Annotated in this window: 6 protein-coding genes; 4 read left to right on the forward strand and 2 right to left on the reverse strand. The window is 31.2% G+C overall.

The features are described from left to right. Positions 1 to 163: 163 nt before the first annotated feature. A complete protein-coding gene (locus tag AC220I_RS14115; protein WP_486724493.1) occupies positions 164 to 1,807 on the reverse strand; it encodes a hypothetical protein in 1,644 nt (547 codons plus the stop codon). A gap of 226 nt (positions 1,808 to 2,033) precedes the next feature. Here AC220I_RS14115 and AC220I_RS14120 point away from each other — a divergent pair, with 226 nt between their 5' ends. The 4 genes from AC220I_RS14120 to AC220I_RS14135 all read left to right on the forward strand — a co-directional run bounded on the left by AC220I_RS14120 (position 2,034) and on the right by AC220I_RS14135 (position 6,570). Continuing rightward, positions 2,034 to 2,351 (forward strand): STAS domain-containing protein, encoded by a 318-nt coding sequence (locus tag AC220I_RS14120; RefSeq protein ID WP_486724494.1) that lies wholly within the window; start codon positions 2,034 to 2,036, stop codon positions 2,349 to 2,351. Between the two features lie 23 nt (positions 2,352 to 2,374). Continuing rightward, a complete protein-coding gene (locus AC220I_RS14125) occupies positions 2,375 to 2,773 on the forward strand; it encodes an ATP-binding protein (RefSeq protein WP_486724495.1) in 399 nt (132 codons plus the stop codon). A gap of 28 nt (positions 2,774 to 2,801) precedes the next feature. Then, complete coding sequence (locus tag AC220I_RS14130) at positions 2,802 to 3,605, forward strand: SigB/SigF/SigG family RNA polymerase sigma factor (protein ID WP_486724496.1); 804 nt, start codon at positions 2,802 to 2,804, stop codon at positions 3,603 to 3,605. A 181-nt stretch (positions 3,606 to 3,786) separates the two neighbouring features. Then, positions 3,787 to 6,570, forward strand: a complete 2,784-nt coding sequence (locus AC220I_RS14135; protein ID WP_486724497.1) for a bifunctional diguanylate cyclase/phosphodiesterase — start codon at positions 3,787 to 3,789, stop codon at positions 6,568 to 6,570. A gap of 318 nt (positions 6,571 to 6,888) precedes the next feature. Here AC220I_RS14135 and trpS read toward each other — a convergent pair whose 3' ends face one another. Then, the gene (gene trpS / locus AC220I_RS14140) at positions 6,889 to 7,875 is read right to left on the reverse strand and encodes a tryptophan--tRNA ligase (protein ID WP_486724498.1); all 987 of its coding nucleotides are present in this window, start codon (positions 7,873 to 7,875) and stop codon (positions 6,889 to 6,891) included. Positions 7,876 to 8,736: the final 861 nt, after the last annotated feature.

Below are 8,736 nucleotides of genomic sequence, written 5' to 3' on the forward strand. Positions count from 1 at the left end.
AATTAAAGAAGACGATTCTGAAGCTGAAGGTGAAACTGAAACAGTTGAAAAAGAACAAGTTTCAGCAGAACCAGTTAATCAAGACTAAAAAATTAAATGGAAAGAGCGTTAATCTTATTTTAGATTAACGCTCTTTAAATTTTAGCATGAGACAATCAATTAATTACATATACATCACAGCGTATGTGGTGATATAAATCAGGTATTGAACCATTTCAAATATGAAAAAGATAAAAAAGGATGCTATAAAATGAGTATCAGGTTTCTTTTTAAGGTAGAGAAATATACAGACCAAACTGATGCCTGTTGTAAAAATAAAGGTCAATGCAGTTAAAAAGATTGAACTTAGATGAACAGGTGGAGCACCTAGTGTGGCGCTTGTAAAGGCTAAGATATTTAAATTTGTAAATACATAGTATATTTTGACGATGATGTATGAAATTAATGCGGCATAGAGCATTTTAATTGGATTTCTTTCAACCCAGTTCATTTTAACAATTGCAATTGGGATAATTACAAATACAACTGGGAATAAGAGGCCAATAATAACCATCCAGGAAGTCATAATAGAAGCTGGAATATAAGTTAAAGCACCAAAAAATATATTGCGATAGTCCGTGAAAGTTATTTTTTGGCTTTGTTTAATAATTTCAGGTGCATCACTGGATAGATATATTTTATTTTGCCCATGGTCGATTTCAGTGGTCAAAAGATAATTGTAATCTCCGATTGAAATAAATTTTAGATTGGGTGCATAATTTTGTGATTTTGTCAGGATTTTATTAGGCCTGCCTTCAATCATATCATTGGAGTCAATTGGTTTAAGAAATACGTTTGTAAATGTTTTGTACTGAGAACCTATTTCCATTTTTCCAATAAAGCTTTTGTCATTATAAGCAATATAAACCTGATCATTGTATTCAATATACTGAGTATTTGGATCATAACTTAGATTTGATTCGTTAAAGGTATTTAAAACCGCCATTGAAGTTTTATCTAATATAAGATTGAATTCAAAGTTTTGACCATATTTATTATTTTTTAAAATCAGACAATTATAGAGCTGATTGTCTTTGACCAGTAAGTTGGCGTCCAGAGAAATCGTTCCTGAAATGGTATTGATTTTTTTAATTTTACTATTGTATTTGATTTTGTCATTTTGAAGATCATAGTGGTATATGCTGAAATAATAGCTACCAAAATCATACTCCAATACGTTTATATAAAGTGAATTTTGATCTACTTTGAAGTCAAACTGTTCCAATTTGTTATTTTTACTTAAAAAAGTAGTCTTTTGGCCATCAAAATAGAAAAGCTGATTTTGATCATAATAAACGGCCTTATTTTCAAAGATTTTTACACGGTCATATTGAGATGTGACATTATCTTTTGAAATTAATTTAAAATCACTCAGGCTAAAGTTATAAAGGTCTATGGAATGTTCAGATGCAATTAGGACATTTAGATGATCCGTATCAACTAAAGTACTAATTGTTTTTACATTTTCATCGAGTTTATATGAAAATGATTCCTGAATTTGGCCATCTTGTCCCAAACGTTTAAAATAAAGCATTTCATGATCACTAAAGGTCACTAAAAGTTTATTATTATCGTCTGAAACTGCTATGATATCATCATAATAATTTTGTGTTTGGTCGGTAACATCTGAAGTATATAATGTTATGTATTTAGACCAATTTTCACTTGGCAATGTCTTAAAATCTATATATATGACAGAAGATAAGAGCATCAAACCTATGAAAATACTTAAGAATAGAATTGATTTCCAATTAAATAGTTTATTCATTTTGTCCCCCCATTTTTGATTGTGTTACAATATATAAATTCATTATCCCTTTAATTTTTGAAAAAGTGAATATAATTCGACTTAAAAAAGTATTAACAAATATTAATAAAACGGATAAAATAGGAGATAACGAAAATACTTTAGCTTCAAAGGATGGTTTAAAATCAGAAATATAGTATAATAGTAATAGTATTGATAAGTATGAACAACACAAGGGGGTTATCTGATGTCTTTAAGATTAAATACAAGCTTCAATGATGGAAACAATAGCTGGGAAGTAGAATTAATTGGGGAAGTAGACATTAACTCTAAATCGATGCTTAAAGAAGAACTGGTTCAGCTCAATGAAAAGAGACAGGCTGATTTCATTTTTAAGTGTGAAAATCTAGAATACATTGATAGTACAGGATTAGGGGTTTTGATTAGCTTTTATAAAAATGTCAAAATGGGCAATAAATCTGTATATTTTGAAAAACTTAAGCCGAGTATATTTAAAATATTTTCACTAACTGGCTTAGATAAGATTTTTTCTATTCGTCAATAAAAAGGAAAAGGTGGAGAAGTCGTATGAATGATACTGTAAATTTGTCTTTACCAAGTAAACCAGAATATGTAAGTGTTGCACGTTTGACAGCATCTTTTGTAGCTAATAAAATGGGTTTTGATATAGAAGCTATTGAAGATATTAAATTGGCAGTGGGGGAAGCATGTAATAATGCTGTGCTGCATTCTGGATCTAAAGATACTTATAATTTAGAGTTTAGACAAAATAATGAAACATTGTTTATTGAAATTAAGGATTTCGGTAATGGGTTTAATTTCAATAATTATCATGAACCAAAGTTGGAAGATCCCCAAGAAAGTGGATTGGGACTTTTTATTATTAAATCACTAATGGATGAAGTAATAATTGATACGGAAGAAGGGTTAGGAACCAAAATAATAATGAGTAAAATAGTGGAGTAATCGACTATTTGATTAGGGGCTGATGTTCATGAATAAAAAGCATATTATGAAGGAAAATGACTCTGCTTTAAAAATGGATTTAAAAAGCATAGGGACTAAAGATCTGTTTGTTCTATATAGAGATGATAGAGACTTAGCAATAAGAAACGAACTCATAAAGCGTCATATGTATATCACTGAAATTTTGGCCAAGAAGTATATCAATAAGGGTATTGAATATGAGGATATTTATCAGGTTGCTTCACTCGGTTTAATATATGCGATTGAAAGATTTGATGTAGATAAGGGGTTTGAATTTTCAAGTTTTGCCACACCAACTATTATCGGTGAAATTAAAAAGTATTTTAGAGATAAGGGTTGGTCGGTAAGAGTACCTCGAAGAATTCAAGAATTGTCCAAGAAGATCAATATGGCCAAAGCAAAACTACAGCAGGATTTACAACGTATTCCAAAAGTAAGTGATATTGCGGTCTACTTAAATGTGTCTGAAGAAGAAGTTATAGAAGCTATGGAAGCTTCACAGGTTTATACACCAAAATCACTTGATGTTACTTATGATGCTTCCGGAGATGATAAGGACATACAATTACAAGACATCATTGGTAGAGACGACAAGACATTTGACACAATCGAAAATAGAGATTTCATTAACATGTGTTTAAAAAAGTTAAATGAAGTTGAAATAAAAATTGTAAATGATCGTTTTTTTGAAAACAAAACACAAATCCAAGTTGCAGATGAGTTAAATGTATCACAAATGACCGTTTCTAGGATGGAAAAGAAGATCATTAAGAAGTTTAGAAAAGAACTTTCTAAATTAAATGAAATTTAGAAAATAATAATAAAAATATAAATTTTGAAAAAATGGGTATAAGAAAAAATAGGGTAACGCCTATTTTTTTTTATATAAAAGCCATAAGTTAATAAAAATAAAGTAATAAAATGAAATTTATAAAAAGTGATGTGAGCATATGATTAAATTTAATAGCTTAAAAAATAAATTGAGAATATTAATGACAACGGTAATACTGATTGCAGTTTTATCTGCAAGTATTATATTTTATTTTTTTGCAAGAACGCAATTATATGAAAAATATATCAATGATGCCAATAGTGTTTTAGATTACACCAATTTAATGCTTGAAAACACATTTTCTGATGCTGAATCCGGTATAAGTATATTGGAAAAAAGATTGAACTCAGACCAGCTCATAAATAATAAGTTAACGGGATCTGATTTTTTTGATCTATTAAGCACCATACAAGAAAATATTGAAAATTCCAGTACCCTCTATTTTGGAATAGATAATGGGTCTTTTTATCTGGCACCAAAGCGATATGTTGCAGATGATTATGATCCAAGGATCAGAGAATGGTACAAAAATTCAATGAACAATAAGAAAGATATAGTGTGGTCTCAACCTTACGTAGATCATGGTACTGGTGAACTGACCATATCTGGTTCGAAATTTGTAAACATCAATAATTCAGACCATGTGGGCGTTATTGGTATCGATATTTTACTCTCGGAACTGGGCAAAGTTATAAAAGAATCTCACATTGGTAAAAATGGCTACATTATGGTGGTCAATAATTTAGGCAGTATTATTGCACATCCTAATAATGAATATCAAGGTAAAATGCTTTCTGATATTACGAGTGAAAGTGATCATTTACTTACCCTAGATGGTAACGCTTATACTTATTTAAATTATTCCTATATTGGAAACTTATTTAAGTCAGGTAATTTTCATATTATTGCTGTTATTGATAATGATGAAATTCACAACTTGCTGATCCGCATGATCCTTTTGATTTTTACAGTAACTTTTGCCTTTATCATGGGTATTGAATTAATAGTTTTCAGACTTGCAGATGAAATTATGAAGCCAATTCTAATACTAAAACAAACCATGCTAAGAGTCGAAAATGGCGAGTTAGATATAAAATGTGATATTAAGGCTGAGTCTGAAATTCAATCCCTTATTGATAGTTTTAACAATATGATATTAAGCATAAATGAAAAAAATATAGAGATGAGAGCCCTCTATGAAGAACTTTATGCTTCCGAAGAAACCTTACAAGAACAATATGATTCATTACTTGAGCAGAGCGCTTATATCAGAAAAAGTGAAAATAGATACAAACTCATATTTGATGCGTCTAAAGAAGGTTTATGGGATGCTGATGAAAAAATGAACATCACATATTTGACACCAAATTGGTATTTAGATTACTTTACCAATTTAGATGATAAGTCACTTAGTGTATGGCAATCACTAATACACCCAGAAGATGTAGATCTTGTTGATGAACTTGTGAGGGATCATATTGACCACAAAACAGACTATTATAAGTGTGAATATCGTGTGATCAATCTTGAAGGCAAGTACAGATGGATTGAAGCCGTAGGAAAAGCTCAATTTAATAATCAAGGTCAATACATGAGTATGTCAGGATCACATTTAGACATTACTAAGCGTAAAGAATATGAACTCAGAATTTTAGATATGGCATATAATGACTTCTTAACTAAAATCCATAATCAACTCTATTTAAGAGAACATTTAAAGACGTATTTAGACCAAGGTGGAAGTGGCTCAATTCTATTTATTGATTTGGACAATTTCAAAAATATTAACGACACCTACGGCCATACAATGGGAGATATTGTACTCACAGAAATCAGTAGAAGATTGATAAAAGTGGCACAAGATGATTTTATTGTATCCCGATTTAGCGGTGATGAGTTTGTCGTTTTAATAAAAGAAATCATTGAGATTAATCGAATTATAGAAATTGTAGATTTGTTTTCAAATGAAATTAAATCGTCCATTCGCAGGGGTTCAGTAGTGATCAAGGTTTCTGCTAGTATTGGTATCACTATATTCCCTGAACATGGAACTGAAGTGGATACTTTGTTACAAAATGCAGATATTGCAATGTATCAAGCAAAAAAAATGACAAATAAAGATTACTATATATTTGATGACATGATAAAAAAAATTGTTCTCAGGGAATTACAGCTCGAATATAGCATGCGAAATGCAATTGATAAAAATGAAATAATACTCTACTACCAGCCTATCATCGATATTAATAAATCCACGATTAAGGGATTTGAGGCACTTGCAAGGTGGCAGTCCATGGAGTATGGGATGATTTATCCTGATACTTTTATACCAATTGCAGAAAAATCAGGATTGATCAATGAGATGGGATATGAAGTTCTGAAATTAGCATGTAATTTCTTGGTGTCACTGGATGCCTTATTTGATAATCAATTCGAAATTTCTGTCAATATCTCGGTTATTCAATTGACGCAGGATTATTTTGTAAATGAAGTTATCAATATCATTGACAGCTTCAATTTGAGTTATTCAAGAATAAACCTTGAAATCACTGAAACTGTTATGTTGGAATCAGATGAGAATATTTTTGGAAAAATATTTTATCTGCATAGCAAGGGCATTAATATTTCACTTGATGATTTTGGGACAGGTTATTCATCTGTTAACAATCTCATTAAGTTGCCATTGAATTGTATTAAAATCGACAAATCTATCATGATGGACTCCTTGTCGAATGAACATGTTTTTTCGTTACTTGAATCTATTGTTGAATATGCACATAAAATGAATTTCACAGTTGTAGGTGAAGGGATTGAAGATGAAATGGCACTTGGAAAAGCTAAAGAGCTTTCAATTGACTATGCCCAGGGTTATTATTTCAGTAAACCGATTTCAGAGGTGGATATCATAGAACTCATCAACAATCACAAAATTGACCAAGGATAAATATCCTATCGTGTTTAAGTTCAAACAATCTAAAAGATGGAAATTATTTCCTTTAAAATTTAATCAATAAATCACTAATTTTATATTTGGTAATCTTATAACAAGAAAAGAGCAGCTCAATCATCATTTGATATTGAGGCTGCTCTTTATTGATTACATATCATTAGTTCTCATCCAGTTTTGAGAAAGAATCACCAACTTGCGAAAAGCGGTTAGATGCGGCAAAACAAGGTTTTGACCTTAAATGATTATACAAATTATAAATGTTGAAGGCTTTTAGAGTTTAATTAAACAGTTACTTTAGTATAAAGTAACAACTTAGAAAGTAACAAAGCCAACTTGTTTTTTAACGCGATCAAGAACCACTGTTGAGAGTTCAGTTGCACGTTCACGACCTTGTTTTAAGACATCATAGACATCACCACTATCGATGATTTTATGAAACTCAGTTTGAACTTTATTGAGTTCACCTTGAACAACATCCACGAGGTCTTTTTTTAGAGCACCATAACCTTGACCTTCATATTTACTTACAATTGCAGGTATTGATTCACCCGAGAATTGAGAATAAATCGTCAAGAGATTGCTGACACCTGGTTTGTTTGTAAGATCATATCTGATTTCAGCATCACTGTCTGTTGTAGACTTCATAATGGTTTTCTTAACTTTATTAGGCGATTCAAGTAAGGTAATTTTAGAGTGTTCATTAGGATTACTCTTGCTCATTTTTTGAGTAGGGTCATCAAACGCCATTATGCGTGCGCCATCTTCTACTTTTGCAATGATTGGCTCAGGCACTACAAAGGTTTCACCAAAACGATTGTTAAAACGAATGGCGATATCTCTGGTCAATTCTAAATGTTGCTTTTGGTCATTGCCAACAGGTACATAGTTGGTATCATAGAGGAGGATATCAGAAGCCATTAATAGGGGATAAGTAAACAAACCCGTTGTGACTGCTTTTTTACCTTCTGATTTATCTTTAAACTGCGTCATACGGTTTAACTCACCCATATATGAAAAACAATTTAAGATCCAAGCCAATTCTGCATGAGCAGAAACCTGAGATTGAATAAATAAAGTAACTTTCTTTGGATCAAGCCCAATCGCCAAGTATAATGCTGCCAATTCAATGGTACTTTTCTTTAACTGTTCAGGGTCTTGCGGTACTGTTATCGAATGTAAATCAACAACACAATATAGACAATCCTTATCATCTTGTTGCTTAACAAAATTCTTCATAGTAATGTAGTTGCCTAAATGTATTTGTCCTGTGGGTTGAACACCAGAAAAAACTCTTTTCATTCTTACCTCCTAGTTTGCTTAGATGATTTATATAAACCAAATCGTATTCATAACTTTTCAATATTAGGATTATTATAATATTATTGAAAAGAAGCGTCAAGGCATTAGAAAAAGTGTAAACAATTGAAAAGTGTGCAAGTCTGATATGATAAAGCTGATCTCAAGATTTTCTTAAGTTGATCTCAAAATCTTCCTTATTTGATTTCAGTAGGTGATAGATGATCCAATTCTATTGGAGGATTAATCATGAATCTGATAGATTTAGTATAAGCCTTATGACCATTTTTTTACTATATATATGAAGGAAATTCTTCAGTGGCCCATATGTGGTATTATAACTTCTAAAGGCATTAGAATTTTCAGATTCATTACAGATCCTTAATGATAAAAAAGTTTTGAAATAGGTTGACTTAGGCCCACTTATCTAGTATTATGATTAAGTTGTCTCACAGCGAAGCAACAAAGCAAAACCAGCTAAGGAAAATAACTTAAAAAAAGTGTTGACTTAGCAAAGAACAACTGATATACTAAATAAGCTGTCGTGTGAAGCGACAAGACACAGGACCTTGAAAATTGAATAGTGCAAATGAATTAAAACACGCAATTCTTTGAGCTTATGGAAATCATTTCGGTGATGGAAGTTGCTTAACAGAAACAAGTGATAAAAAGTCTGAAAAGACAAAACGGAAACAAAAGCCATTTAGATCTTCGGATCGAAAATGAAAGTTAGCTCATTTATGAGTCCTACTTGCGTTTGGTTTCAAACGCTGGGTTGGATTTGTTTAACGAAGTTAAACAATAAGGATTATAATTAAGAGTTTGATCCTGGCTCAGGATGAACGCTGGCGGCGTGCCTAACAC

It is taken from the genome of Fusibacter sp. (assembly GCF_057447755.1).